This window comes from Paenibacillus illinoisensis NBRC 15959, assembly GCF_004000925.1.
GTDB classification, from domain to species: domain Bacteria; phylum Bacillota; class Bacilli; order Paenibacillales; family Paenibacillaceae; genus Paenibacillus; species Paenibacillus illinoisensis.
In genome coordinates, this window is sequence record NZ_BIME01000005.1 from 198,815 (window position 1) to 224,319 (window position 25,505).

General features: G+C 48.1%; 24 protein-coding genes and 2 other annotated features. Of the genes, 17 read left to right on the top strand and 7 right to left on the bottom strand.

The window, feature by feature from the left end; all coding sequences use genetic code 11:
• The first annotated feature begins 74 nt into the window (after window positions 1-74).
• From PIL01S_RS14715 to PIL01S_RS14725, 3 genes are read left to right on the top strand one after another with little or no spacing between them, the layout of a single operon-like run.
• Window positions 75-470 carry a GntR family transcriptional regulator gene (locus tag PIL01S_RS14715; RefSeq protein ID WP_127538141.1) on the top strand — a complete coding sequence of 132 codons (396 nt, stop codon included), beginning with the start codon at window positions 75-77 and terminating at the stop codon, window positions 468-470.
• Between the two features lie 23 nt (window positions 471-493).
• Window positions 494-1,594 (top strand): DUF1648 domain-containing protein, encoded by a 1,101-nt coding sequence (locus PIL01S_RS14720; protein WP_127538142.1) that lies wholly within the window; start codon window positions 494-496, stop codon window positions 1,592-1,594.
• 51 nt (window positions 1,595-1,645) lie between these two features.
• Complete coding sequence (locus tag PIL01S_RS14725) at window positions 1,646-3,235, top strand: alpha/beta hydrolase family protein (protein ID WP_127538143.1); 1,590 nt, start codon at window positions 1,646-1,648, stop codon at window positions 3,233-3,235.
• Between the two features lie 105 nt (window positions 3,236-3,340).
• Here the strand turns inward: PIL01S_RS14725 and PIL01S_RS14730 are convergent, their stop codons facing one another.
• Complete coding sequence (locus PIL01S_RS14730) at window positions 3,341-4,687, bottom strand: hemolysin family protein (protein ID WP_127538144.1); 1,347 nt, start codon at window positions 4,685-4,687, stop codon at window positions 3,341-3,343.
• Between the two features lie 367 nt (window positions 4,688-5,054).
• On the opposite strand from PIL01S_RS14730, the gene cls reads away from it, so the two are divergent.
• Complete coding sequence (gene cls / locus PIL01S_RS14735) at window positions 5,055-6,494, top strand: cardiolipin synthase (RefSeq protein ID WP_127538145.1); 1,440 nt, start codon at window positions 5,055-5,057, stop codon at window positions 6,492-6,494.
• Between the two features lie 345 nt (window positions 6,495-6,839).
• Complete coding sequence (locus tag PIL01S_RS14740) at window positions 6,840-7,748, top strand: YitT family protein (RefSeq protein WP_127538146.1); 909 nt, start codon at window positions 6,840-6,842, stop codon at window positions 7,746-7,748.
• Between the two features lie 77 nt (window positions 7,749-7,825).
• Here the strand turns inward: PIL01S_RS14740 and ligD are convergent, their stop codons facing one another.
• The 5 genes from ligD to ku form a co-directional block, all read right to left on the bottom strand.
• Complete coding sequence (ligD, locus tag PIL01S_RS14745) at window positions 7,826-8,716, bottom strand: non-homologous end-joining DNA ligase (protein ID WP_095289012.1); 891 nt, start codon at window positions 8,714-8,716, stop codon at window positions 7,826-7,828.
• A 51-nt stretch (window positions 8,717-8,767) separates the two neighbouring features.
• Window positions 8,768-9,724 (bottom strand): ATP-dependent DNA ligase, encoded by a 957-nt coding sequence (locus PIL01S_RS14750; protein WP_127538147.1) that lies wholly within the window; start codon window positions 9,722-9,724, stop codon window positions 8,768-8,770.
• Between the two features lie 51 nt (window positions 9,725-9,775).
• The gene (locus tag PIL01S_RS14755; RefSeq protein WP_127538148.1) at window positions 9,776-10,888 is read right to left on the bottom strand and encodes a GerAB/ArcD/ProY family transporter; all 1,113 of its coding nucleotides are present in this window, start codon (window positions 10,886-10,888) and stop codon (window positions 9,776-9,778) included.
• A 178-nt stretch (window positions 10,889-11,066) separates the two neighbouring features.
• Window positions 11,067-11,936 (bottom strand): VOC family protein, encoded by an 870-nt coding sequence (locus PIL01S_RS14760; protein WP_127538149.1) that lies wholly within the window; start codon window positions 11,934-11,936, stop codon window positions 11,067-11,069.
• Window positions 11,937-12,215: 279 nt separating this feature from the next.
• Window positions 12,216-13,124 (bottom strand): non-homologous end joining protein Ku, encoded by a 909-nt coding sequence (gene ku / locus PIL01S_RS14765; protein ID WP_127538150.1) that lies wholly within the window; start codon window positions 13,122-13,124, stop codon window positions 12,216-12,218.
• Between the two features lie 197 nt (window positions 13,125-13,321).
• On the opposite strand from ku, the gene PIL01S_RS29855 reads away from it, so the two are divergent.
• The 7 genes from PIL01S_RS29855 (at window position 13,322) to PIL01S_RS14805 (ending at window position 19,461) form a co-directional block, all read left to right on the top strand.
• On the top strand, window positions 13,322-13,618 hold the full coding sequence (locus PIL01S_RS29855) for a hypothetical protein (RefSeq protein ID WP_246058291.1): 297 nt from the start codon (window positions 13,322-13,324) through the stop codon (window positions 13,616-13,618).
• Window positions 13,619-13,622: 4 nt separating this feature from the next.
• Window positions 13,623-13,799 (top strand): H-type small acid-soluble spore protein, encoded by a 177-nt coding sequence (locus PIL01S_RS14775; protein ID WP_127538296.1) that lies wholly within the window; start codon window positions 13,623-13,625, stop codon window positions 13,797-13,799.
• Between the two features lie 180 nt (window positions 13,800-13,979).
• The gene (gene tsaE, locus PIL01S_RS14780; RefSeq protein WP_127538151.1) at window positions 13,980-14,462 is read left to right on the top strand and encodes a tRNA (adenosine(37)-N6)-threonylcarbamoyltransferase complex ATPase subunit type 1 TsaE; all 483 of its coding nucleotides are present in this window, start codon (window positions 13,980-13,982) and stop codon (window positions 14,460-14,462) included.
• A 2-nt stretch (window positions 14,463-14,464) separates the two neighbouring features.
• On the top strand, window positions 14,465-15,316 hold the full coding sequence (gene tsaB, locus PIL01S_RS14785) for a tRNA (adenosine(37)-N6)-threonylcarbamoyltransferase complex dimerization subunit type 1 TsaB (RefSeq protein WP_127538152.1): 852 nt from the start codon (window positions 14,465-14,467) through the stop codon (window positions 15,314-15,316).
• Between the two features lie 19 nt (window positions 15,317-15,335).
• Window positions 15,336-15,857 (top strand): ribosomal protein S18-alanine N-acetyltransferase, encoded by a 522-nt coding sequence (gene rimI / locus PIL01S_RS14790; RefSeq protein ID WP_127538153.1) that lies wholly within the window; start codon window positions 15,336-15,338, stop codon window positions 15,855-15,857.
• A complete protein-coding gene (gene tsaD / locus PIL01S_RS14795) occupies window positions 15,854-16,909 on the top strand; it encodes a tRNA (adenosine(37)-N6)-threonylcarbamoyltransferase complex transferase subunit TsaD (protein WP_127538297.1) in 1,056 nt (351 codons plus the stop codon). The genes rimI and tsaD overlap by 4 nt, the downstream gene beginning before the upstream one ends.
• Before the next feature lie 87 nt (window positions 16,910-16,996).
• Window positions 16,997-17,354, top strand: a binding site (T-box leader).
• 55 nt (window positions 17,355-17,409) lie between these two features.
• Window positions 17,410-17,715, top strand: a binding site (T-box leader).
• A gap of 189 nt (window positions 17,716-17,904) precedes the next feature.
• Complete coding sequence (locus tag PIL01S_RS14805) at window positions 17,905-19,461, top strand: 2-isopropylmalate synthase (protein WP_127538155.1); 1,557 nt, start codon at window positions 17,905-17,907, stop codon at window positions 19,459-19,461.
• 577 nt (window positions 19,462-20,038) lie between these two features.
• Here PIL01S_RS14805 and PIL01S_RS14810 read toward each other — a convergent pair.
• Window positions 20,039-21,994 (bottom strand): ABC-F family ATP-binding cassette domain-containing protein, encoded by a 1,956-nt coding sequence (locus PIL01S_RS14810; RefSeq protein WP_127538156.1) that lies wholly within the window; start codon window positions 21,992-21,994, stop codon window positions 20,039-20,041.
• Window positions 21,995-22,272: 278 nt separating this feature from the next.
• On the opposite strand from PIL01S_RS14810, the gene PIL01S_RS14815 reads away from it, so the two are divergent.
• The 5 genes from PIL01S_RS14815 to tatC all read left to right on the top strand — a co-directional run bounded on the left by PIL01S_RS14815 (window position 22,273) and on the right by tatC (window position 25,244).
• A complete protein-coding gene (locus PIL01S_RS14815) occupies window positions 22,273-22,896 on the top strand; it encodes a 5-formyltetrahydrofolate cyclo-ligase (RefSeq protein WP_127538157.1) in 624 nt (207 codons plus the stop codon).
• Between the two features lie 15 nt (window positions 22,897-22,911).
• Window positions 22,912-23,418: a cyclic pyranopterin monophosphate synthase MoaC gene (moaC, locus tag PIL01S_RS14820; protein ID WP_281280800.1), complete on the top strand. Its 507-nt coding sequence runs from the start codon at window positions 22,912-22,914 to the stop codon at window positions 23,416-23,418.
• A gap of 37 nt (window positions 23,419-23,455) precedes the next feature.
• Window positions 23,456-23,941, top strand: a complete 486-nt coding sequence (locus tag PIL01S_RS14825; protein WP_095289023.1) for a MogA/MoaB family molybdenum cofactor biosynthesis protein — start codon at window positions 23,456-23,458, stop codon at window positions 23,939-23,941.
• Window positions 23,942-24,129: 188 nt separating this feature from the next.
• Complete coding sequence (tatA, locus tag PIL01S_RS14830; RefSeq protein WP_127538158.1) at window positions 24,130-24,384, top strand: twin-arginine translocase TatA/TatE family subunit; 255 nt, start codon at window positions 24,130-24,132, stop codon at window positions 24,382-24,384.
• A 77-nt stretch (window positions 24,385-24,461) separates the two neighbouring features.
• The gene (gene tatC / locus PIL01S_RS14835; protein WP_110821396.1) at window positions 24,462-25,244 is read left to right on the top strand and encodes a twin-arginine translocase subunit TatC; all 783 of its coding nucleotides are present in this window, start codon (window positions 24,462-24,464) and stop codon (window positions 25,242-25,244) included.
• Window positions 25,245-25,505 lie beyond the last annotated feature (261 nt).

Sequence of the window (25,505 nt, forward strand, 5' to 3'; positions counted from 1 at the left end):
CCATGCGCATTGCCCCTTTATGTTATATCTGTTATATTTGATATATAACAGACAACAAAGAAGAAGGTGAACTCTTGATTATTCAACTTGACATGCAGTCCGAGCTTCCCATTTATTCTCAACTGGTTTATCAAATTATCGAAGGTATTGCTAGTGGTGAGCTGCAGCTAGGTGAGGCGCTACCTTCAGTTCGGAATTTGGCAGCAGATATTGGTGTTAACCTTCATACGGTCAATAAGGCTTATACACTACTCAAGCAAGATGGGTACATACTAATTCACAGACAAAAGGGAGTTGTAGTAAACCCTGATGGAATGCCTGGTCTAACGGATGATTTTTTGAAAAAGCAGCAAGGTGAATTAAGACCGATTATTGCCGAAGCGATATGTCGAGGAATGACCAAAGAGGAATTATCTGCGGTATTAGATCAAATCTATGATGATGTAAAAATGGGGCACAACAAGGAATAAACGAATAAGGGAGTGTGTTATGTATGCAACTATTTAGTATATTATCTGTCGTCTTAATCTTTGCTCCATTAGCCTTACTTTTCTCCTTTACACCTTATATAACAAGAGAAACCATTAGCTTTGGGGTTACGGTAAGCGAATATAATTACTACACACCCATCTTACGTAAGTTACGTAAAACGTTTGCTGCAGTAAGTCTGATCGGAAACGGGATGGTTATACTTGTCTGCCTTTATTTACTCCGATCTGCTAATGAAGAGTCTACTGCAACAATCATCGGTATTTGCACCATGATGTTTATTGTGTACTGGGTAGCACTACATCTAATTTTTCATTTCAAGATGAAAAAGTTAAAGGGAACACTTCCAACTGCAGAAGCTCCTCAACGGGTTAAAATTGATACCACCTTCCGCCAAAATAAGCTCACGTACTCCAACTACTGGTTTCTCATTCATATGGCTGTTATTGCAGCCGTTGCGATCATTTCGATCCTGAATTATGATGCACTACCTAACGTCATTCCAATGAAATATGATCTTCAGGGCAATGTCACTTCCAGTGTGCCTAAAACCTACCTCTCGGTATTGGCTATTAATCTGGTACAGCTAGGAATCATTGCACTCATGATGCTGGTGAACTGGAGTATTAAAACAAGCAAACAGCAGCTTACCACGACTGATCCTGCCCAATTTGTTACTAAACATATTCAATTCCGCCGTAAATGGTCTCTATTTACGATAATAACAGGGCTTCTACTTACTATATTATTTGCATTCATTCAGATGAATATGTTCGTCTCCAATCTGGTCTTGTTAACTGCTATCAGCTTCATCGTCCCTGTGGTGATCGTGTTGGGCGCTGTATTGCTGTCTCTCACAGGCAGACAAGGCGGTGGTGAAATTCGAAATCATCAAGAGGGTAGCGAACGCTCTAAGGAGCAGCCTGTGAATGATGATAAGCATTGGAAGCTGGGTTTTATTTACTTCAATGCGAGTGATCCATCTTTTACCCTAGAAAAACGTTATGGAATAGGCTGGACAATTAACTTCGCTCGTCCACTATCTTGGGTCCTGTTGTTACTTATCATTGCTATTGTTGTTATAAGCATAGTTCTGAGCCAATAAATGCCCATAGATCTATGCATATCATATAAATGATTAGGAGGAGTTATCACGATGAACAATTGGAAAAAGCTATTATGTTCTCTTACTTTCGTATGCCTTATCCTGCCGGTAACATCCATCTCAGCAGCTGCTGAGAAACCCGTTGATCATGAAAATCTAGTTCCTGTTCGTGAGATTGCAGCAAAGAATGGGGCAGAGGTATCTTGGCAACAAAACACAGGACGAATTACAATACGAAAAAATGAGCTTACGATTGTAGTTAAGGTAGGGGAGAAACAGGCGATGGTAAATGGGCAAGTCATTCCCTTAGACCATCCTGTTCAGTTAACGAAAGGGGTTACCTTTATGGATGGGGGATTTCTTACCGAGGCACTGAAGGCAGCGCCTGAGGATATATTCATTTCACTTATAAGTGAAGGGGATGGCAAGGAGGCTGCCAAGTATGTTCATACCTCTGTGAGTGGAATGTTGTCACCCGCCTTATTGAGTCAGCTATGGGCAGCATTAGAAGGACAAAATGGCAAAATTACAAGTAAAGCCATAGCTAAACATGTGGAAAATAACACAGTGCATCGCAATGTTACCTATACTTTTGAAACAGAGCTGACTCGTTTAAATATTACGGTCAGAATGAATCATGACGGACTGGTGGATGACTTGTATGTTGCAGCGGCTACTCCAAATGTTTATCAAAAACCAAGTTACGACGATCCATCTGCGTATACAGAACAAAAGATTACGGTTGGTCAGGATGATCTAGCTTTACCAGGGACATTAACCTTGCCCAAGGGAGAGGGACCTTTCCCGGTCGTCATTCTGGTACACGGTTCAGGGGCTAGCAATCAAGATGCTGCCATTGGTGGGGCAAAGCCATTTCGCGATCTTGCGGTAGGTTTAGCTTCACAGGGAGTTGCTGTATTAAGATACGATAAGGTCACATATGAGCATACCTATAAGGTCGCTTCACAGCCAAAATTCACATTAAAACAAGAAAGCGTAGATCAGGTAACCGATGCAGTAGAATTACTTAAAAAGAATGCACATATTGATTCTACAGCGATTTTTGTAGCTGGACATAGCCAAGGCGGGTTTGCAATGCCGTTAATCATTGCTGAGGATAAACAACATGATATTGCAGGAAGCATCCTACTTGCAGCACCAAGTAGTAGCTTTGTGGATGTGCTTACCGAGCAGCAGGACGAATTGGTAGATCGGATGAAGCAGCTTGGTTTAGACACGAAGATCATTAAGGAACAAGCTGATTTTTATAAAAATGTTGCTGCGATCGTTAAAGATCCTCAATATTCTGTAGATCATCTTCCTGAGGCGTTCCCACTTCAACCTGCTTATTGGTGGTTTGAGCAAAGAGATTATGTGCCTGCGGAACTGGCTAGAACACAAAGTATACCGATGTTTATTATACAAGGCGAGAATGACGTGCAGGTGTCTATGGATCAATTCCAGAATTGGAAAACGGCTCTTCAAGGTCATTCCAATGTAACGTACAATAGCTATCCAAAGGTAAATCATCTGTTATCCAGCTATGATGGACTTTCAATTGGTCAAGAGTACGCTGAGCCATCTAATGTCTCCAAAGCCATTATCGATGATATTGCGAAGTGGGTATTAAACGTTGAGTGATAACATGGGGGAGTGACATATTGAACGGGAAATAATAAGAAGAGCACTTACCAATGTAGGTAAGTGCTCTTCTTATTATCTATGGAGTTGCTTTATTTAGCCCAATTAGGCCTCTTTCTCGTCTTCATCGGTATAATCGGACATGACGAGTGGTTCTTTAGGTACAACAGCCACCTTGTAGAAACGGTTTTTGTCTTTTTCCAGTAGCACAAACGTCAGGTTTTCGAACTCATACTCATCCTGCTCGTTCATCTCTGGACGATGGCTGTAGAGCCATCCGCCAATGGTGTCCCACTCATCTGCATCCAGACTGGACATAAACATGTCGTTCACCTTTGATAAGGAAACCTTGCCATCCATAATGACATAGTTCTCATTGATGACCTGGATATCCTCCACTTCGTCTGCGTCGAACTCGTCGCGGATCTCACCAACAATCTGCTCAAGCACATCCTCAATGGTTACAATTCCGGAAGTTCCGCCATATTCGTCGACAAGTACGGCGATATGTACGCCATCCTTCTGCATTTTCTTAAGCAAGTCCTTCACAGGAGTTGTTTCGTGAACAGCCGATACAGGCTGAATCAGGGAGGACAGATCGACAGGTTCATCATTCCCGTAAAGCTCCAGGAAGAATTGCTTCGTATTAATGATTCCGATGATATCGTCTTTACTCTCATTGACTACTGGAAAACGGGTATATTGTTCTTCACGAATAATCTCCAGGTTTTCCTCGTTCGTTCTATTCACATAAAGGCAGACCATATCGGTCCGGGGTACCATGATTTCTTTGGCTAACATCTCATCAAAAGCAAAGATCCGGCTTACATAACCGAACTCGGCTTGGTTGATTTTACCACTTTCAAAGCTTTCATTAATAATGATCTGCAACTCTTCTTCGGAGTGTGCATCTTCATGTTCAGAAGCAGGCTTGATTCCAAACAATTTAACCAGTTGGTTCGCTGAGCCGTTCAACAGCCAGATAAAAGGATACATAATTCGGTTAAACCAGATGATAGGTGTAGACGTCAGCAGTGCAACAGTCTCGGCTTTCCGGATTGCAATCGTTTTTGGAGCAAGTTCACCAACCACAACATGCAGATACGTGATGGAAGCAAACGCGATAACAAACGATAAAAATGATGAGATCGCCTCAGGCATTTTCAAGCTTTCAAACACAGGGTGGAGAATCTTCTCTACCGTCGGTTCACCTAGCCATCCAAGTCCCAGGGATGTAATGGTAATTCCGAGCTGACACGCGGACAGATATCCGTCCAGGTTGGCAACAGCCTGTTTGACAGCTAGAGCACGCTTGTTTCCTTCTGCAATCATTTGGTCAATCCGGCTTGGACGAATTCGTACCAAGGCGAATTCTACCGCAACGAAAAAGGCCGAAAGTCCTATCAAAAACGCAACCAATACTAAATTTAACGCATACCTCTCACTTTCCATTCACTGCTCTTCTCCTTTAGGTAATAAGTTTTTAACGAATATTATATCGAATTTAACGCCAGAAGACCACCTTCAGGGGAGCTGAAGAGGAAGACTATGGAAGGGTAATTGCCCAAAAAGGCGCTGTGACGCGGTTTCTCAGACGCAATGAAGAATATGTAGATGCAAACACAGTCAGAATAGACAACTATTTCTGAGGAAACGGAGGACAAAAAAGCTTAAGGGTAGTTTGTGTATGTAAAGTTTTATCTATGCGAACGTTACGAATGGACCTAACATTGGGTATCTATGATTAGCCGTATGCTTTATCGTCAAAGCTGTTGAAGTGAGAGAGAAAGCAGGAGATTGTCATCAAGGGGGAAGCCGGATGTTTTGGCTGGTCATTATTTTAGTTATTTTTATTTTCCAGGCAGCCACCATTATCATATTGGAGTTCAGAAATCCGTCTAAAGCGGTGGCCTGGCTGTTTATTTTGTTTTGCGTGCCTCCGATTGGGTTTATCGTGTATTACTTCGTGGCACAGGATTTCAATAAGCGAAAAAAAGTGCGCAAAGCTGGATCCAGAATTTTCAGGGAGATTAAGGATACGATTTGGGAGCAGGCTCATATTGTGAAGGAAGCAGCCGAAATGCCGGACAATCGCTTTATGCATCAGCAAAGGCTGTTTAATTTGCTGTCCCACCTGTCGGAGAGCCCCATCACGGGCTGCAACCGAAGCAGAGTATTAACGAACGGGAAAGAGGCCTTCCCGGCCATGTTAAGGGAAATGGAGAAGGCGAAGCATCATCTGCATGTGGAGTTTTACATTTTTCGCGATGATGCAATCAGTACCAAATTCCAGGAAGTCATGATTCGTAAGGCACGTGAGGGCGTGAGAGTCCGGTTTATCTGTGATGGTCTGGGCAGCCATAAAATGAGCTTGGGTTTCATCCGTAAGCTTCAGGACGCCGGGGTGGAATTCCATTACTTCCTTCCACCGCTGATTGCCACCATTGATCGCAGGGTGAATTACCGGAATCATCGGAAGATTATCGTCGTAGATGGAAAGGTTGGATTCGTAGGCGGCATTAATGTGGGGGACGATTATCTCGGGAAATACCCGAAAATGGGGTTCTGGCGGGATACGCATATGCAGCTGGAAGGGGATGCCGTTTATTTTCTGCAAAACACATTTCTTAACGACTGGAAGCTTGCTTCCGGCGAGCAGATAACCGAAGCACAGCTGAAGGAACTGTTCCCACCTCATATATGCAGCGGAAATGAGAAAATTCAAATTTTGGCCAGTGGTCCCGATCAGGAATGGGATGCGATTCAGGAAATGTGTTTTGGGGCCATCTCGGTTGCCTGTGACCGGATTTATATTACAAGTCCTTATTTCATTCCGGATCCAGCCCTGTATGAAGCGCTTAAAACTGCAGCTGTCAGCGGGGTGGACGTTAAAATCATCATTCCGTACGAATCCGATTCCCGTCTCGTTCACTTGGCTTCCCTCTCATACGTGGAGGAACTGCTCCGGGCCGGGGTGGAATTTTATCAATATCGGAAAGGGTTCATACATGCCAAGGTAATGATTGTCGATGAATTGCTTGCTACTGTGGGAACAGCGAACATGGATATGCGCAGTTTTTTCTGCAACTTCGAACTGACAGCCGTGCTGTTTGAGTCATCCTCCATGGATCGTTTGGTCGGGGATTTTGAGCGGGATTTGAAGGTGTCCAGCAAGATTGACCTTAAGGCATTTCAGGAGCGTTCACGAAGACAAAAAGGGGCGGAAATGCTTTCTCGCATGCTTTCTCCGCTGCTTTAGCCGTTTTAGGTTCGATTTCTGAAGATAAATTCACTTTTTTTGAATTTATCTTCTTTTTGCTAACTATTTTGCTCAAATTTGATCTTTTATGATATAATAAATATATAAATCATGTCTTGGCGAAGGAGGGGAGTCTGCGGGAAACAGGCTCCCTTTTGCTCTCTTTTCGAAGTGTACACCTGAATTAAGACATATTTGAATCCATTTCATATAGCCTTTAGATGCTTATACAGAAGGGTGCGTATAGAGATAAGCGAGATCGTTTTCTACTATATGTAGCTTCCCCGTTGGTATTTAAATGATTTATGAAATTGATTCACATATTGATCAAACGGGGGGGATACCATGTCCAATGTAACGGTTAAAGAAATAACATCGAAGCCGGATCGGAGTGTAAAAAGCTCGGTATTTACGCTGAAGCTCCTGCAACGTATTGTAATGATTTTGATTGGTGCCGCACTGATGGCCGTATCACTTGAAATATTTCTCGTGCCCAATGGTGTAATTGATGGAGGGATTACGGGGATCTCGATTATGGTGTCAGAGCTCACGCATCTGCCGCTGGGGATTTTCCTGACCTTACTCAACTTGCCGTTTTTGATTTTGGGTTACAAACAAATTGGTAAAACGTTTGCGCTGTCCACATTGCTCGGTATCGTTGTCATGTCCATCGGAACGTCATTATTGCACCATGTTCCTGCATTGACGCCTGGTGAACCGCTGCTCGGAGCTGTCTTCGGCGGATTAATCCTGGGGGTCGGTGTGGGTCTCGTTATCCGGTCCGGGGGATCGCTTGATGGTACGGAGATTGTGGCCATCCTGCTTAGTGAGAAATCACCGCTGTCGGTCGGGCAGATCGTTTTGTTCATTAACGTGTTTATTTTCGCAGGCGCAGGATTTGTATTCGGTTGGCCGAATGCCCTGTATTCCATGATCGCCTATTATATTGCAATGAAGATGATTGATATCGTCAACGAAGGTCTGGATCAGTCCAAATCGGTATGGATTATCAGTGAGAAATACCGGGATATCGGTTCAGCACTGACAGACCGCCTTGGTCGTGGGGTTACTTTCCTGGATGGGGAAGGCGGATTCAGTGGAGATGAGAAAAAGATTATCTTTGTGGTCATTACTCGTCTGGAAGAAGCGAAGCTGAAGTCTATCGTGGAAGATTGGGACCCGCATGCCTTTGTGGCAATCGGTAACATTCATGACGTGAAGGGCGGACGTTTCAAGAAAAAAGGTATCCATTAGCGAGTCTTATCCGATGTAAGAAGCTTATAATAACAAATGAAAAAAATAGCCGGCGCCCTTGGTTTGAGGGATGCCGGCTATTTCTTTTTGAGATGCTGCGTAATTAATTCCACTGGCTGCGGCTCAACACTGGCAATGAGATCACCTACCTGCTGCAGCCGTTCCACAATATTCATCAAGTGATAATCCTTAACCGACACATTGTTCCGAACTTCATCCCACGTAAGCGGGGTGGATACGGTACCTCCGGGTTTGGCTCGCGGTGTGTACGGAGCTGCGAGGGTTTTGCCGCCATAATGCTGCAGGTAGTCAAAATAAATGCGATCGCCCCGGTCTTTTTTGAGCCGTTCCAGTGTGAACAGGTCCGGATGCTTCTGAGTGACATACTTGCCGACAAAATGACCAATATCCCGCAGCTCATCAAAGGTGACGCCCTGACGGATGGGAACGATGATCTGTATGCCTGTGGCACCTGAAGTTTTGGGTACAGAACGGAGGCCAAGGGAAGTCAGCGTTTCACCTACTATTAAAGCAGCCTGCATAATACGCGGCTCCTCTTCAAGAGAGGGGTCGAGATCAATCATCCATTCACATGGGAGATGGCTGCCTACAGCATGTAAGGAGGGATGGAACTCCAGGGCGGCCAGATTCCCGAGCCACAGCAGCTCCGGAAGACCGTCCATGACGATATAGCGGATGCCTTCGTGGATCTCGGTACGTACGAAATCAGGAATGGGTTCAGGAGCATTTTTTTGATAAAAAAATTCACCGCCTGCACCATGCGGATATCGGATGGTTGTCAGGAGGCGGTTCCTGGTGTACGTCAGCAGAAAGGGAGCAATAGCGGCAAGCTTCTGCAAATAGATGGCTTTTGTTACTCCTGCTTCAGGCCACAGCAGTTTATCCGGATTGGTTACAGTAAGCTCTATTCCTTCGATGGTAATGGTACCTTTGATCGTACGGGGCATATGGACGCCTCCTTTCATGATATAGATCTAAGCCAATATCACGCGCGCTTACTACACTCCATTCGTGAGTTGGCTGGCAAGACAGTCTTCCCGAGATACTTCCGCGAATGCTTGTATGCTCGGATGGCGTAGGGTGCGATGCTGGGTCAGTTCCATGTATTGCACTTTGACTCCGATCTGGGGCTTGATCCATGTCGTTTCGGAGCTTCGTTCGGGCACGTTATGGAACGGCCGCTCCTCTTGAATCAACGGTTCGACTTCCTCGGTCAGTTTACGCCAGCTGGCTGAGTTCAGTTTACCTGTGCCGACATGACCAATATAGACAAAATGAGGCCCATCATAAACACCAACCGCAATGGCGTTAACGACGCCGCTCCGGTAGGTAACCCCGCCAATCATGGCATATAGATCATGCATGATTTTAACCTTTTGCCAGCGCTGATCCTTGCCATTGATACCGTAGGTACTTGTCAGGTCTTTACAGACAATCCCCTCCATCTGATGCTGTCTCATAACGGTGAGCAGAGAAGCCGCATCGGAGGTATTGGTCACCTCCTGAACGTGTGAGCCCGGGTTGAGGACACGATGCAGCAGACGCTGGCGTTCTGCAAGTGGTTGATCGGTGACCCATTTTCCATCACAGTACAAAATATCGAAAACCATATAAGTCACTGGAATCCGGTAAACGGCTTGGGCGATCCCGTCTGGTTTGCTCATGCGGTCCCGGCGCAGCACATGGTAAAAAGAAGGTTTTCCCGTTTCAGGGTCAAGCGCAATCACTTCGCCATCCAGAATGTAGGAGGGGACGCTGCACAGATTGCGGTCAGAGACCAGTTCTGGATACTGAACTGTCCGGTCGTGCAGTCTGCGGTTAATCAATCGGAGTTCATTTCCATCCTCGTACGCAAGCATGCGAACGCCATCCCATTTCACCTGGGCAATCCAGTTAGGTCCGTTTGGAATCTTATCCCGAGATATAGGTTCAAAGGGGATCAGAGGCTTAAACATGTGCAGGGCTCCTTTCGGGTGGCATTATTGAGCAAACGTAATCAGAAGTGCTTACCTGTTATAGCGTTCGCGTTTTGAAGCACGAGACTTCAATTTATGTACCAAAATAAGCAGCACAGGAAGTGCGATGCCGCACGTAAGATCCCAGTCAATCCAATACGGGATGATCACTTTGAGATAAAAGACTTCATCCGGAGAGACCAGAATGGACATGGCCAAAATCAAAAGAGCTGCAGGCAGGATCAGTGAACGGTAGCTTGTCAGTCGGAACAGGTGCGAAATCCCCAAGATAAAGCTGTAGAAGAACAGAATGCTTTTGAAATAAACGGCGATAATCCAGACGGATGCCATAAAGGCTTCAATCCGCTGCAGAAAATTGCCTATATTTATCTTTTGCGACAGCTGAAATGAGGCGAACCAGTGATGCTGCGTCATGAATGGCCCCATGACGAGCAGACAAATGGTCAGCGTCAGTGTAAGCATCAGGCCACCAATAAGTCCTGTCAGAAGAATATCCTTCTCCCAATGTGGCTCCTTCTTGGCATAGGGAAATAGCATCAGGAAGATGCACAACTCGCAATAAGGATAAGTCAGCACAGCAATAAAGCCTCGAAATGGATCGACCAAGCCATGGGCAAGAACAGGCTGGATGTTGTCCAGCTTCAAGTGAGGCAGCAGACAAACCGTCAGAATAACCAGAAAAAATACGATCAAGGGAAGAAAGAGCTCTGCACTCCTGGCTATACACTCCAGTCCGCATATGAGTCCCCATACGAGGGAGAAGACAAAGAGCAGATGCACAACCAAGAGCGGTGATTCGCTCAAAATCTGGGTAGACATGAAATCCCCGATTTCTCTGACAAATGTCGATGTGCTTATCAAAAAGTAAAACAAATAAAAACAACTGAACAAGGCCCCGATCCAAGGTCCCAATGTTCGAAGAGCATTTTCGATCAGATTGAGTTTGGGGTGAAGCTTATAGGCGACCAAAAAAATGAACAGAATCCCCATACCCCCGGCGACACCGAGTAAAGCGGATATCCAAGCATCTTCGTGGGCGAATGAGGTGATCATGGCCGGAAATACAAGTATTTGTTCACCAATTGTGCAGAGGAACATTAAGGCGGCAAGCTGCCTTACAGTCAGACGTCCCTTTTCAACCATGTGGGTTCTCCTTCATCGATCGAGCTGGATATTAGGTTAGGATGCGCCAAATTCACCATATTTATAATAAATAAAGCCCGGACGAGGGCATCATCTCTAATCAAAGGATTAAGAGATGTACACTGTCCGAGCTTCCTCGGTATGAAATGGAAGATCAAAAAATGGTGGAGTAACGCGTTTATTCTGCTGTAACCAGCCGTATACGGATATTCTGCGGATCAATGGTAAACCATTGACCGCCCAGTTCTTCAAGTGCGGCACCTTGCGTGCGCAATTGTTCCAGCGCTTGCTGCAGTTGTTCCTGTCCGGCGTATACGATGGTAAAGTAGTCAATACCCGTAGCCTGGTTCGGATTTGCAGGAGCGCCTGTGCCTGCCCAGATATTCAGGCCGATATGGTGATGATATCCACCTGCGGAAACAAACAAGGCTGACATGCCTGCAAAATTGCCAACAATGTCAAAGCCGAGCAAGCCTGTATAGAAGCGGCGGGATTCTTCCAAGCTGCGTACATGAAAGTGTACATGACCAATAACCGTTCCGGCCGGCAGGCCATGCCATGGCTCATTCTCCGAGATGTCGAACAAGCTCTGTACATCCACCGGATCGCTTGCCATGATGAAGTTGTTGTCAGTATCACGTCTCCAGGTATCACGCGGACGGTCAGCGTAGATTTCAATGCCGTTTTGATCCGGATCGGAAATATAAAAGGCCTCACTCACCAGGTGATCTCCTTGGCCGATTTCAATGCCGGAAGCGGCGAGGTTGCGGAGTGCAAGCCCGAGGGACTTGCGATCAGGCAGCAGAATGGCAAAATGGTACAAGCCCGCGTGAGAGCGAACAGGCAATGTCACCGCATCTGTCAGTTCTTCCAGGCGCAGCAGCGACGTTTTGCCGTCGGCGGTCATCGTTGCGACCTTATCCTGGCGTTCTAATAAACGAAGTCCAACCACCTCGGTGTAAAATTGAATGGAGCGCTCCAGGTTGCTTATTCGCAGGCTTACTTCACCTAAGTGAGTCGTTGCAGGGATCTGGTATGGGGTAGTCATCATCATTTCCTCCTCATATAAAAAAAAGTTTAAGATCATCTCATCTAAATTGCGTTAACAAGTATAGGTACGTTAGATCATTCTCGCTTTGGATCCTATAGGATAAACTTTATAATGATAAATAAGTTACTTTTCATAAGTTAATATAAAATATAAATCTTCTTTCGTCAATTGTATTTTCACGTTTCGAGCAAACCTAAACTAGGACATGAGGGCTTATAAAAAAATAAAAATCCGGCTAACGGAGCCGGATGGGTCATATCGTAAAGATTTTGTTCGTTATGATTTGGGCTTGGAAGCGGCTCTTTTCTTTTTGGCTGGAGCTGCTTCGGTATCGCCTCCGACCACGGCTTGCACAGCTGTCTTTTTGGGAGCGCGTTTTTTGGGTTTGGCTGTCGTTGTTCCCGGGTCTGCAGGGATGGGCTTGACTGCCTCAATGCTGGCTTGAAGGGCTGCCATCAGATCCATGACATTTGCTTCCGGTTTAGCCGGCGCAATCTTGATCTCTTCACCCGCGACTTTGTGATTGATGAGATCCAGCAGTTTATTGCGGTAATCGTCTGTATATTTGCCGGGTTCAAAAGGCGTGGACAGTTGATCGATCAGCAGCTTTGCCATCGTCAATTCCTTATCATTGACATTTTGAACTTCTGGCAAGTTTGGTACTTGTGAGACCGGACGAATCTCATCCGGATAGAAAATGGTTTCCATGGAGAGACAATCCTCCAGAACCCGAATGGCAGCGAGGCTGCTTTTGGAACGAATGGAGACCTTGGCGATGCCGATTTTGCCTGTATCCCGCATGGCTGTCATCAGCAGCTGATAAGCGTTACCGCCGGCCTGATCGGGAGAGAGGTAATAGGTTTTTTGAAAATAGATGGGATCAATCTCCGTCAAATCCACAAAATCCAGAATGGTAATGGTTTTGCTGGCCGAATCATTCAGTGCCTCCAGCTCATCTTTTTCGAACAGGACAAATTTTCCTTTTTCGTATTCATAACCCTTGGTGATTTCTTCCCACTTTACGTCCACCTCACAGGAAGGACATTGGCGTACATAAGCGAGCGGGCTGCCGCAGACCTTATGGATATATCGCATGGAGATGTCTTTGTCTTCGGTAGCCGAGAACATTTTGACAGGGACATGCACGAGACCGAAGCTGATTGCACCTTTCCAGACCGTATGCATGAGTCGGCTCCTTTCCGGGGTACCTTTTTTATTATGTAGTATGGGCATTTCCGTGTCTGGATAATCGCTTACAGGATGAATTCGTATGGTTCGGGCTGACTGGGGGATGATAACAGAAACATGCTTGAACACGGTATTGAGTCTTAAGCATGTGAGTCAGGAAGTGTATGACATCGAACAAGCTGGGAGGTGCCGAAATGAAGAACAATAGGGATGAAGAAGAAGCGCACAAACATGCCTTTTCTCCATATCCCATTGCCGGGGCAGAGGATGCTGAAGAATTTTATACGCCAGCTGCTGCGGTGAACTGGGAAGCGGTGACTTCCGAAAAGCTGCCACTTGATCGGGAGTCCTTCATGCTCGACATTGACCGGATGGTGAATGAAGGGTTAGGTGGAGGTCAGGTTACGGAGGATAACGGGTTTATTGGTGAGAGTACGACGGACACGATGATTCGTGAACCACATGATGATCCGGAAGGAGAGTATGAATAAGATGATGGATGTGAAACGCGCCAAGGCAATTTACGATTCGAAAGATACCATTGCAGTGACACTTGAGGGGGATCCGGTCTGGATCGAACATGTGGATGAGGCTAATGGAATGGCAACCGTTCAAGTAGGCAGCAATCCGGGTAATACACAGACGGTTCGTGTGGATCGCCTAGAAGAGTAGAGAATAAGCGCAAGGATGTCCAGGTAAGGCCGGTGCCGTCAGGTGCCGGTTTATTTGAGTTTGTGAAGGGTAAGTTCCTCTTTTGCCTCGCAACCCCGATGCTTGCGGGGGAAGAAAGGGACCGATATAATAAGGTTCAAAGTGAACTCAGGCGGTTGACCGCCAAAGGTGGGGCGTATAGTGAATAAGACGCATGAGCAGTGGGTGTATCAATCCCATGGCATTGCAGATACAGAAGCGCTTGCATCCGCACTTGCTGAACAGGCAATTGCCGGAATGGTGATTGCACTTGACGGTGATTTGGGCGCGGGCAAAACAGCATTTTCACAAAAGTTTGCCTGGCATCTGGGTATACGTGAAGTGGTGAACAGCCCCACGTTTACGCTGATTAAGGAATATGAAGGGCGTCTGCCTTTATATCACATGGATGTGTATCGTATTTCACTGGAAGAAGCGGACGAGCTTGGACTGGACGAATACTTCTATGGAGCCGGAGTCAGTCTGGTGGAGTGGTCCAGTATCATTCCCGAACTGCTGCCGGAAGACCATTTGCATGTACAGATCGAAACAACCGGTCCGGAGGATCGCACGATTACGCTGGATGGGTACGGTGAAACTTATGCCGCCATGTGCCGGCAGTTCAGACAGAATGGAGTCAAATGATGATGGAAGATTTACAAAAAAAGCCGCGTCAGCGGTTTTTGGCGTTGGATACGTCCACTGCGGTGATGGCTGCCTCGGTGATGGAAGATCACGCCTTGCTGGAGGAGCGAAATGAACGTGCCGAACGGAATCACTCCGTGCACGTCGTGCCTGTAATGGAGCAGCTGCTGGCAGCAAGCGGCACTGCACCTGGTCAGCTGAACGGCATTGCCGTAGGCATCGGCCCAGGCTCATACACAGGTATCCGCATTGCGGTAACAGCGGCGAAGACACTCGCCTGGGCATGGGACATCCCCGTTGCCGGGGTGTCCAGCCTGCAGGCGATGGCCTGGGGCGGCTGGCATCGCGGCCTCGCGGCCAAGGCTGAAGCTGCGGCAGATGAACCTGCCGCAGCAGGGGCTGGCGGAACGCCATCCGTGGACCAGGGCGGCACAGGTGCCGCCCCAGTCCACTGGATCGTTCCGCTTGTGGATGCGCGGCGCGGTCAGGCTTACACCGCGCTGTTTGCCTCCGCCGGGAGCGATGCGCCCCGGCGGCTCGCGCCAGATGCCATCCGCCTGATGGACGGATGGCTGGAAGCCCTCGCCGCCCGCATGGCGGAGGCGGCGCCGGAAGAGCGGCCCGCAGCCGTCTGGATTGTCGGCGAGACGGGCCCGCATGCGGAAGCAGCGGCTGAGCTCCGCTGCCCTGCAGGTACGGCGCTCCAGCTCGTTCCCTATGAGCTGGAAGGCCGCTGGATCGGGCGCCTTGGCGCCGAAGCGCTGCTTGCAGGGCAGCGCGATGATGTGCACGCGCTGGTGCCCAACTACACCCAGCTGGCCGAAGCGGAAGCCAATCTACTGCGCAAAGGCTGAAAGAAGGGTGGCGATGCGGATGGACGGTAAGGAAAGCAGCATACAGGATGCAGCACTTCAGTTCAGACTCATGACATTGAATGATATTCCGGATGTCATGGTTATTGAACATGAGGCTTTTACAATGCCCTGGACGGAAGAAGCGTTTCGAAACGAATTAACAAATAATCATTTTGCCAAATATATGGTCATGGAACTGGACGGCAGGGCTATTGGATATGCCGGAATGTGGACCATCATGGATGAGGCTCATATTACCAACATTGCGGTAAGAGAGGCCTACCGGGGGCGCAAGCTTGGCGAGAAGTTGCTGGATGAGCTTATGAGAACAGCAGCATATCTCGGCATGGAGCGAATGACACTGGAAGTCAGGGTATCGAACCTGGTTGCCCAGCGTTTGTATGAGAAAAAAGGGTTTGAATCGGCAGGTCTTCGCAAAGGCTATTACTCCGACAATCAGGAGGATGCGATGATTATGTGGGCGAATTTGCTGCCTGCTGGCCGGAGCGGCGAAGAGGAAGGAAGCGTAACGGATTCATGAACGAACTGAGTGATAAGCAACAATCGGGTCCATCCTATATATTGGCGGTGGAGACCAGCTGTGATGAAACATCGGTTGCTGTGGTCAAGGATGGAAAGGAAGTATTGTCCAACCTGATCTCGAGTCAGATTGAGACACATAAGGCGTTTGGCGGAGTGGTGCCTGAGGTCGCTTCACGTAAGCATGTGGAAGTGATTACCTTGATGATGGAACAGGCGATTGAACAATCCGGTATCCGTCCAAGAGACCTGAGCGCGATTGCAGTGACACAGGGACCCGGACTGGTGGGTGCATTGTTGGTGGGGATCGTTGCAGCCAAAACACTCGCCATGGCTTTGGGCAAACCACTGATTGGCACGCATCATATTGCCGGCCATATTTATGCCAACCGGCTTACGCATGAGCTGCAGTACCCTGCAATGGCTCTTGTTGTGTCTGGCGGACATACGGAGCTTGTGCATATGGAATCCGAAGGCAAGTTCAAACTGATTGGACGTACACGCGATGATGCCGTAGGCGAAGCGTATGACAAGGTAGCACGTGCGTTGGGATGCCCATATCCGGGCGGCCCCCACGTGGACCGGATGGCGTCTGAAGCAGAACAGGTTGTGCCGTTACCTCGGGTGTGGCTGGAAGCGGGTTCTTATGATTTCAGTCTCAGTGGATTGAAATCTGCTGTGCTGAACGCCCTCAATCAGGCCAAAATGCGTGGAGAAACGCTGGAACCGTCTGCTGTTGCACGTGGGTTCCAGGAAGCTGTAGTGGAAGTATTGGTAGAGAAAGCGGTGCGAGCCGTTCGTGAATACGGATCACGCCAGCTGCTGCTGTGCGGAGGTGTCGCGGCTAACCGCGGTTTACGCTCGGCTCTGCAGGAGCGATGTGCCAAGGAAGGGCTCGAATTGCTGATTCCACCGATGGAGTACTGTACGGATAATGCAGCGATGATCGGAGCGGCCGCTTATTTGAAATGGCAGCGGGGTGAAATCTCGGAATTCGATGCCAAGGCAGATCCGGGATTATCCTTGGAGGCATGGTCTGTTCAGACTGAGTAGCCGGACATTTGAATTATAGAGTTGACAGCAGCATGTGAAGAATGTATATTAGTTACAAATTTAAACAGGATATTGAAGTCCTGAACCGAAAACGCAATGAACAGGAATATTAAGGTTAATCCGGGTCTTAGAGAGCTGCGGGGTGGTGCAACGCAGTCGAAGGAAACCTGAAACTCGCCTGGAAGCGGAACGATGGAACACGGAAACTCCCCAGGAGGATCCGAAGGCCGAACAGGTCATGAGAAAGTACATCGTTACGGATTGCCTCCGTGATAGGGCCGTTGCCGTGCAGATGACCTGAATGTCAGGTAAGAACTCGGCAATAACAAGGGGATTTTTCATCCTTGAGGAAATAGATCCGTATGGACGCATACGGTAGCTGCCTTGGGAGCATGGAAAGTCAACAAGAGTGGTACCGCGATGGTTACAGCCTGTCGTCTCTTGCATTATTGCGAGAGATGGCAGGCTTTTTTGATTGAACAAAAGGGTTACTACATACGATAAATGTAATGAACGGGAGCAGTAAAACGATGAAGCGCTCAGAGAGCTGCGGGGTGGTGCGACGCAGTGGCTGGAATCGTTTGAATCTCGCCCGGGAACGGAGCTGTGGAAACAGGAAGTCCTGTGTACACAGCAACGGCTGACCACCGTTATAAGGTGTTTCTCCAGATTGATCCATCAAGCAGCGCTATGGACAGCGCAGTGATGGTGAGCCTGGAGACGACGAGGTGGATGATGTCTGGCGCAAGCCGGAATCGTCAAGCAAGAGTGGTACCGCGGAGGGGATATAACCCGCCGTCTCTTAGATGAGATGGCGGGTTATTTGTTTTGCTGCCGGCAGCAAATGGGTGGGTGTGGAAGAGCATCGTTTTGAATGTTGAATAGGTATTGAATTCAGGAGTGCAAGTCGACGTGCGCTCAGGAGAGAAAAAACCAGCATAGATAATGTTTATCATGGAATACACATACATTGAAATTAATGGAGGCGGAGTATAATGACAACGGAAATGAACAAGCGGAAAATTGAGATTTTTGATACCACACTGCGTGATGGAGAACAGGCACCTGGAGCCAGTCTGCAGCCTGAACAAAAAATTGAGCTGGCTCACCAGCTGGCTGCGCTTGGGATTGACGTCATTGAGCCTGGATTCCCGATCTCCAGCCCAGGTGAGTTCGCGGCGGTTCAGGCGATATCCAGACAACTGCAAAATGTGGAAATTTGCGGATTTGCCCGTGCGGTCAAAGGAGACATAGACGCTGCAGTGAAAGCAACAGCTGATGCTGCACGACGCCGGATTCACCTGTTCATCTCTTCGTCAGATATCCATATTGAGCACCAATTGCGTCGTCCGCGCAGTGAGGTTGTTGCTACTGCACGGGAGATGGTGTCCTACGCACGCCAGTTTACCGACATTGTAGAATTCACGGCGATGGATGCAGCCCGGACCAAGATGGATGACCTGATCGAGATGATTGAGGTAGCTATTGAAGCTGGGGCCAGCATCATCAATCTGCCGGATACCGTCGGTTACGCGCTGCCGCATGAATACGGAGAGATGTTCCGCCGTGTCCGCGAGGGGGCCAGAGGTGGCGATCAAGTACGGTATAGCGCCCACTGTCATAATGATCTGGGACTTGCAGTGGCTAACAGTTTGGCTGCGATCGCGAACGGGGCTTCCCAGATCGAAGTAACGATCAACGGAATTGGTGAGCGTACAGGTAACTGTGCATTGGAGGAGCTGATCATGGCACTGGAGACACGAGGAGATGCCATTGGTGCCACAACGAATATCCAATTGAATCAGCTATACGAGACGTCCCGCCAGATCAGCCGGGCCATGCACTTCCCGATTGCTTATAACAAGCCGGTGGTCGGACGCAATGCGTTCCAGCATGAATCGGGAATTCACCAGGATGGACTGCTGAAGAATCGGAACACCTATGAAATCATGGATCCTGAAGCATTGGGTATTCCGCGCAGCATGATCATTCTGGGGAAACATTCGGGTCGTCACGCTCTGAAAGACCGTGTTCGCAAATACGGTTTCGAACCGGATGAACAACAAATGGAACAGCTGTACGAAGTATTCAAGGAAACGGCTGACAAGCAAAAAGTGGTCAGTGACGATCAGCTGCTGCAAATGGTCAGCCAAACGATGAACATTCCTGCGCAGGATTATGAGCTGGTTGAACTGCAGGTAACGGCAGGCAGCATGACAGACCGGATGGCAGCCGTTCGGATCCGGACAGGTGCGGGCGAACAGACGTATTCTGCCGTTGGCAGCGGACCGGTAGAAGCAGCCATTCGTGCGATCGGTCAGAGCATTTCCGATGATATCAGCTTCGTGGATATGGAAATCCATGCGCTGAGCGGAGGAGAAGAGGCGACAGCAGAGGCGGCTGTTGCCGTGGAGCGAGCAGGACGGGAATTCAGAGGAACGGCTACGCACAATGATATTGTTATGGCAGCAGGTCTTGCCTATGTGGCAGCATGTAACGCTGCGGGACTCAAGGCAGAGTCAACGGAAAGCGACAAGTCTGTACACGTATAGAAAAGGTTGATTAAGCAAGGAAAAAGAGTAAAGTGACTTATCAGAAATCGAAAAGCAGACCTTAGATTGGAAGGTCTGCTTTTGTCTGATTATGCGAGATAATCTATATAAGTAAAAAGCGATCTGTCAAGGTGTGATTATAGTTATCCACATATTCAGGATAATTTGTGGGTAACTGAACCAAAGTCAATCCAGCAATGTTTTCGAAACTAAAAGGGTTTAGGGGATAGTATACACCCATTGTATCCACAAACTTGTGGATAACGTGGATAACTTGGTGGATAAATATGGTTTTTGTTCAAAAATGCGATTCTACCGCTGTATAATTAACTTCATTAAACTGCTTGCTATCTTGCTTTTCTGTGGATAAACATGAAATGGAGTAAAGTAAAAATATTTTTCACCATTCGAGTAAATTTGACAAATGAAAAATCTCTAAATTAATTTCTGAAGTGATTCATATTAAAGCAAAAACAACAAAAAAGCCGATCCGGTGAAGGAGTCGGCTTTTACTATTTCTGTTTTTACTAACTTAACTTGCACATGAGCCCAATACGGATGCAGACGAGGTGTGAAATCAAGACTCAAGCGCGAGGATTTCCCAATCTTCATACGCTTTGGCCAGCTGGTGCTTCCGTGCTTCCGCGTCTCCCTGAAGTTCCTGCAGCTTCATGTAATCCTGATATACCTCTGGAAGGGCCATCTGGGATTCAAGCTCCGTAATTTCCGTTTCCAGTTGGGCAATCTGCTGTTCGATTGCTTCCTGTTTCCGCTGCCGGTTACGCTCCTCACGCTTGGCCTGCTTGTCAGCTTCGAATGAAGCGGCTCCAGATTTCTCAGTTGGTTCCTGATCTGGTTTCACAGACCGCTTAGAGGAAGAGAGAGCTGCTTCTTCAGCTTCGCGTGCGATGTCCTCAAGCTCCTGCTTCTTCTCAATATAGTCATCATAGTTTCCGAGGTAATGCTCGGTTCCTCCAGGATGCAGCTCCACGATACGTTCAGCCATTTTGTTGAGGAAATATCGGTCATGAGAGATGAACAGCAGTGTGCCCTCATAATCCATGAGCGCTGCTTCCAGCACTTCTTTGGCGAAAAGGTCGAGATGGTTGGTAGGCTCATCGAGAATCAGCATGTTGGCTTCCTTGAGCATGAGCTTGGAGAGGGAGACACGAGCCTTCTCACCGCCACTCAGCGAGGAGATCTTTTTGAGTACATCATCTCCGCTGAACAAGAAGTTGCCAAGCACGGTGCGAATTCGTGCTTCCTCCATGCCGGGATATGCGCTCCACAGTTCCTCCAGAACCGTATTGTTGGGGTTTAGCCCCGTTTGCTCCTGATCATAATAGCCGATCTGCACCTTGGTTCCCCACTGGATCTGGCCGCTTACCGGGCGCAGACTTCCGGTGAGGCATTTCAGCATCGTGGATTTCCCGATCCCGTTCGGTCCGATCAGCGCTACCGTTTCCCCGCGTCTAAGATCGAATGAGACATTGCGAAATAATGGCGAAGCTTCATCGTAAGCGACGGAAAGATCGTCCACACGAAGCACTTCCTTACCTGACATGACGGCTGTCTCAAAAGAAAAATGAGCTTTCTTCAAGTCACCCATCGGCTTGTCCAATCGTTCCATCTTGTCCAGCGCTTTACGGCGGCTCTGAGCACGCTTTGTCGTGGATGCACGTACAATATTTTTCTGTACAAAGTCCTCCATCTTGGCGATCTCATCCTGCTGTTTCTCGTACTGTTTCATCTGACTCTCATACTCGGCTGCCTTAAGCTCCATATAACGGCTGTAATTCCCTGTGTACTTTTTGGAGCGGTGCCGTTCGATCTCCACAATGGTGGTCACCAGCCGATCAAGGAAATACCGGTCATGGGATACAACGAGCAGTGCCCCTGAATAACCTCTTAGATAATCTTCCAGCCACGTCAGGGTCGGAATGTCCAGATAGTTGGTAGGCTCGTCCAGCATGAGCAGGTCGGGTGCCTGAAGCAGGATGCGGGCAAGTGCAAGACGTGTCTTTTGTCCGCCGCTTAGGGTAGCAATCGGAGTATCTGGTGAAAACTCGCCAAAGCCCATTCCGTGCAGGACGCTGCGAATGCGCGTTTCCATCGCATAACCGCCGTGATCCTTGAACCAGTCCGAACGCTGGGCGTAGCGTTCAAGCAGGTCCGCATACTTTTTCTCGTCCTCCATCTGGGCCGGATCGGCGATATCCTGTTCCATCTTCCGCAGTTCAGCCTCAGCCTGGGTCAGGTGAGAGAAGACATGCATCATCTCCTCCCAGATGGAGCGGTCGGATTGCAGACCACTGTTCTGGGCGAGATAACCCAGGGTTGTCTCTTTGGATTTGAAAATCTGTCCGCCATCATAGGACATTTCGCCCGCAATGATTTTGAGCAGGGTGGATTTCCCCGCACCGTTCACGCCCACGAGTCCGATGCGTTCACGTTCTAATATTTGTAAGTTCACGCCGTCCAGAATCGGATCGACACCATAACGTTTAATAATTCCGGATACTTGCAGCAGCATATAATTAAGTTCCTCCATAGGTCCAGTTCTTGATTACTCAACTACATTCCAGTTTACATGAAATACAGATCAAATGCACCGATAACGAGCGCCCCGGCGTGTAGTCTTTTTGCTCAACTAATGATAAACTGAAAGAAGACATGTGAATATATGAGGATTTTGCAGAAAATCACTCATTTTAATTTTTTCAACGAGACGACAACTGGTCTTAACATATAATTGTTTTGAATTGACGCTTTTTTACTACCTTCCACATCAACAGGAGGTTATTCAGGAACATGCAGGACCGGACGGAACCCAAAAGCCAGCTTCGTTCCAGACTGATGAAGAGTCGTGATCTGATGGATGAGGCAATTCGGCAGCACGCCATGAGTGAAGTTAGTCTTGTGGCTAAACAGGAGCTGCAGCGACTTCGGCAGGACAAGCAGAGGTTGACGATTTTCAGCTACTTGTCTTATAGAAGCGAAGCATCCACGGCCTTTCTGTTTGAGGATGGTTGGAAGCACGGCGACAGGATGTTCGCACCGAAAGTACTGGCGAATCCAGCCCGTATGGAATTAAGGCGGGTGGCCGGAGAGCACGATATTGAGCCTGGCGTATGGGGGATCCCGGAGCCCAAAGACACCTGCGAGGTGCTTCAGCGTGAGGAATGGCCCAATATTGATCTCGTCATTGTACCCGGCCTCGGATATGATCTTCATGGCGGACGAATTGGTTATGGTGGCGGTTATTATGACCGATTTGCCGAGCAGCTTGAAGAAGAATGCTTCAAGGCAGGGAAAAGGCCGCTTCTCGCTGCACTCGTCTTGCCGGGACAACTGCAGGATGACATTCCGATGGACCCGTTTGATCTGCGTATGGATCTGTTGATAACAACCGAAGGAATACTACATATCGAATAAAGGGTTGTGATGGTATTGAACTCCAATGCAAGGAATGGATCGGATACGAGTGAAGGCAAGCTGACACATTTTAACGAGCAGGGACGTGCCCGTATGGTGGATATTTCGGGCAAGGAAGTAACTGTGCGTACGGCAGTGGCCGTATCCAAAGTAACGATGAACCCCTCCACTCTGGAAGCCATTCGGGAGGGACGGATCGGGAAGGGCGATGTGCTCGCCGTGGCTCAAATCGCAGGAATTCAAGGCGCCAAGAAAACGTCAGACTGGATTCCGATGTGCCATCCACTGGCACTGAATGGTGTGGATATTCGTTTTGAGGACAACGGACTGGACGAACTATCGATTCGGGTCACGGTCAAAACAGAAGGCAAAACCGGTGTCGAGATGGAGGCGCTCACGGCGGCTTCAGCGGCGGCACTGACGATCTATGACATGTGCAAAGCATTGCAAAAAGACATGATTATCGGACCAACGATGCTGCAATCCAAAAGTGGTGGCAAAAACGGTGATTTCAACCGATAAGGGACATTTATTTTCATAGAGGAGAAGGGTGATCTTTATGGTGTGGAGAACAGCAATCCTGACAGCCAGCGACAAAGGGGCCCGCGGGGAACGTGAGGATACGAGTGCACAAGTAATCCGGGAGCTAGTGGAAGAAGAACTGGGTGGGGAGATCGTGGAATACCGCATCGTTCCGGATGAACCCGATGAGATTATTGCGGCCTTGATTGAGATGACAGACTATTTTCATGCCGACCTTGTACTAACAACCGGAGGTACGGAGCTGGCGATTCGTGATATTACACCGGAAGCCACGCGTCGGGTCATTGAACGTGAAGTTCCGGGAATGGCAGAAGCGATGAGATACAGCGTGATGAGCAAAAATCGTTCCGCCATGCTGTTCCGGGGCGTGTGCGGGATTCGTGGACGTACGCTGATTGTCAATTTGCCGGGTACACCGAAGGGTGTGCATGAGCATCTGGCTGCGATTATGGATCAGCTTCCCGAAGCGCTCCTGATGGTTACAGGGCAATTTAAGCAATAACGGCAATCAACCTGGAAAGATGTTGAGTTAAAAATCGTTTCTTTTATACTCCTTAGTTGATTTTGCGGGTTATGTAAGTGGTTACATCTGTGGTATGATGGGCTTAATTGTAAATTTACAGCAGATCCATCTATGAGTGTAGGGCCAAGTGTACGCATCTTCGAAGCTTGAGACGAGGAGGAATATCAATGTTTAGTTCCATTGGACCAACAGGTTTTATTTTGCTGGCCGTGATTGCTTTATTGTTGTTTGGACCTAACAAGCTCCCGGAACTGGGACGTGCTGTCGGACGTACTTTCCGTGAATTCAAAGAGGGCGCACGTGAAATCATCTCTGAGGATGATTCGTCCAATCGCAAAGAGCAGGAGAAATCCAAGCCGCTGGCAGTGGATAGTGAGCCTGAGACCGCTCCCAAGCCTGTAGACAAGCGTCTGCCGGAGTAACCTGACGGCAATGAATGAGAAATCCCTTCCTGCCGGAAGGGTTTTGTATTTTAAGCTGGCAATAATGGAGGGCAGGAATGACGCAGCAGAATGAAGAAATGACCATTACGGAACATTTGAGCGAGCTGCGCAAGCGGCTGATCTATGTGTTAAGCGTTTTTGTGCTGGGCCTGGTGGCAGGATTCTTCGTAGCAGATCCGGTGTACCGCTATTTGACGAAGGCGGAATCGGCTCAGGGGTTTGTGCTGCATGCCTTCTCCTTCTGGGATGGAATAGGGATCTATATGAAGATTGCCGGTCTGTTTTCATTGATTATTACGCTGCCCTTTACGGTGTTTCAGATCTGGAAGTTTGTAAGTCCAGGCTTACGGCCCCGTGAACGAAAAGCGACACTGAAGTATGTACCTTATGTATTTCTGTTATTTCTGGTTGGACTGGCCTTTGCGTACTATGTTGTATTTCCGATGGCACTCGCTTTCACTTCCACGATTACGGAGAAGATGGGGCTTGTGGAGACCTATGGAATGAAACAGTATTTCAGTTTCCTGTTTGGAATTGTGCTGCCGGTATCGCTGTTATTCGAGCTTCCGCTGCTCATCATGTTTCTGACAGGGCTTCGGATATTGAATCCAATCCGTCTGCGAAAGATGCGGAGGGTGGCCTATTTTGTCCTGATCTTCATCGCAGTTGTTGTGACGCCGCCGGATTTCATATCCGATCTGCTTGTTATGATTCCGTTACTCCTGTTATATGAGATCAGTGTGTTTCTGTCTGCCATCGTATACCGCAAGCAGCTTGCGGCCGATGAAGCGGCAGAGGCCAGATATGTACGTGCCAACAATGAGCAGAGCGCAGGTTAAGTGAACCTTCCTGTGCTCTTGTTCTTGCAGCTTTCAATTAGACTATGCTCGGTATAATGAATTGCGGAGAGATCTGCGTTCTGGGACAGGCAGGCATATTTTGTCCAGCAATGGATACAATGGTGAAGGGCTGTTTAGTGATTCCGTTACAGTTAATTGGTGACTCGGTAACAGGGTTACGCAACAAGAGGTGCGGTGCTGAACACGCTGTTTTGATGTCCTGATGTTAATGCAGCGTAAATTCTCGCATGAATTCTTCAA

Coding starts and splice junctions, on each gene's coding strand:
- PIL01S_RS14720 (WP_127538142.1), top strand. CDS start 494: ATGCAACTATTTAGTATATTATCTGTCGTCTTAATCTTTGCTCCATTA.
- PIL01S_RS14725 (WP_127538143.1), top strand. CDS start 1,646: ATGAACAATTGGAAAAAGCTATTATGTTCTCTTACTTTCGTATGCCTT.
- PIL01S_RS14730 (WP_127538144.1), bottom strand. CDS start 4,687: ATGGAAAGTGAGAGGTATGCGTTAAATTTAGTATTGGTTGCGTTTTTG.
- cls (WP_127538145.1), top strand. CDS start 5,055: ATGTTTTGGCTGGTCATTATTTTAGTTATTTTTATTTTCCAGGCAGCC.
- PIL01S_RS14740 (WP_127538146.1), top strand. CDS start 6,840: ATGTCCAATGTAACGGTTAAAGAAATAACATCGAAGCCGGATCGGAGT.
- ligD (WP_095289012.1), bottom strand. CDS start 8,716: ATGCCCCGTACGATCAAAGGTACCATTACCATCGAAGGAATAGAGCTT.
- PIL01S_RS14750 (WP_127538147.1), bottom strand. CDS start 9,724: ATGTTTAAGCCTCTGATCCCCTTTGAACCTATATCTCGGGATAAGATT.
- PIL01S_RS14755 (WP_127538148.1), bottom strand. CDS start 10,888: ATGGTTGAAAAGGGACGTCTGACTGTAAGGCAGCTTGCCGCCTTAATG.
- PIL01S_RS14760 (WP_127538149.1), bottom strand. CDS start 11,936: ATGACTACCCCATACCAGATCCCTGCAACGACTCACTTAGGTGAAGTA.
- ku (WP_127538150.1), bottom strand. CDS start 13,124: ATGCATACGGTCTGGAAAGGTGCAATCAGCTTCGGTCTCGTGCATGTC.
- PIL01S_RS29855 (WP_246058291.1), top strand. CDS start 13,322: ATGAAGAACAATAGGGATGAAGAAGAAGCGCACAAACATGCCTTTTCT.
- PIL01S_RS14775 (WP_127538296.1), top strand. CDS start 13,623: ATGGATGTGAAACGCGCCAAGGCAATTTACGATTCGAAAGATACCATT.
- tsaB (WP_127538152.1), top strand. CDS start 14,465: ATGGAAGATTTACAAAAAAAGCCGCGTCAGCGGTTTTTGGCGTTGGAT.
- rimI (WP_127538153.1), top strand. CDS start 15,336: ATGGACGGTAAGGAAAGCAGCATACAGGATGCAGCACTTCAGTTCAGA.
- tsaD (WP_127538297.1), top strand. CDS start 15,854: ATGAACGAACTGAGTGATAAGCAACAATCGGGTCCATCCTATATATTG.
- PIL01S_RS14805 (WP_127538155.1), top strand. CDS start 17,905: ATGACAACGGAAATGAACAAGCGGAAAATTGAGATTTTTGATACCACA.
- PIL01S_RS14810 (WP_127538156.1), bottom strand. CDS start 21,994: ATGCTGCTGCAAGTATCCGGAATTATTAAACGTTATGGTGTCGATCCG.
- PIL01S_RS14815 (WP_127538157.1), top strand. CDS start 22,273: ATGCAGGACCGGACGGAACCCAAAAGCCAGCTTCGTTCCAGACTGATG.
- PIL01S_RS14825 (WP_095289023.1), top strand. CDS start 23,456: ATGGTGTGGAGAACAGCAATCCTGACAGCCAGCGACAAAGGGGCCCGC.
- tatA (WP_127538158.1), top strand. CDS start 24,130: ATGTTTAGTTCCATTGGACCAACAGGTTTTATTTTGCTGGCCGTGATT.
- tatC (WP_110821396.1), top strand. CDS start 24,462: ATGACGCAGCAGAATGAAGAAATGACCATTACGGAACATTTGAGCGAG.